This is a genomic window from Mesorhizobium sp. M1A.F.Ca.IN.020.06.1.1 (assembly GCF_004023265.1).
Lineage (GTDB): Bacteria > Pseudomonadota > Alphaproteobacteria > Rhizobiales > Rhizobiaceae > Mesorhizobium.
Genome location: NZ_RZSR01001512.1, coordinates 1 through 844 on the forward strand (window position 1 = coordinate 1; position 844 = coordinate 844).

General features: G+C 64.6%; 1 protein-coding gene. It reads left to right on the forward strand.

The window, feature by feature from the left end:
- Positions 1–844: urease subunit alpha (locus EOA60_RS35215; protein WP_128312744.1), on the forward strand; the 844-nt coding region annotated here is incomplete at both ends.

An 844-nucleotide genomic window follows, 5' to 3' on the forward strand; every position in this document is an offset into this window, starting at 1 on the left:
ATCAAGGGCCGCACCATCCACGCCTTCCATACCGAGGGCGCCGGCGGCGGCCATGCGCCCGATATCATCAAGGTCTGCGGCCTGCCCAACGTCATCCCGTCATCGACCAACCCGACGCGGCCTTACACGGTCAACACCCTGGCCGAGCATCTCGACATGCTGATGGTTTGCCATCATTTGTCGCCGTCGATTCCCGAGGACATCGCCTTTGCCGAAAGCCGCATCCGCAAGGAGACGATCGCGGCCGAGGACATCCTGCACGACATCGGCGCCTTCTCGATCATCTCCTCCGACAGCCAGGCCATGGGCCGCGTCGGCGAAGTGGGCATCCGCTGCTGGCAGACCGCCGACAAGATGAAGCGCCAGCGCGGCGCGCTGGCTGAGGAGACGGGCGACAACGACAATTTCCGGGTTCGCCGCTATATCGCCAAATACACCATCAACCCGGCGATCGCGCATGGCCTGTCGAAGGAGATCGGCTCCGTGACGGCCGGGAAACGCGCTGATCTCGTGCTGTGGAACCCGGCCTTCTTCGGCGTGAAGCCGGAGATGGTGCTGGTAGGCGGCACAATCGCCGCCGCCCCGATGGGCGATCCCAACGCATCGATCCCGACGCCGCAGCCGATGCACTACCGGCCGATGTTCGGCGCCTACGGCAAGGCGCTGACCAACTCCTCGGTCACCTTCGTCTCCAAGGCGGCTTTTGATGCCGGCTTGCAGGGCAGGCTTGGCGTAGAGAAGGCGATGGTCGCGGTCGAGAACACGCGCGGCGGCATCGGCAAGCATTCGATGGTGCTCAACGACGCCACGCCGCATGTCGAGGTCGACCCTGAAACCTATGAGG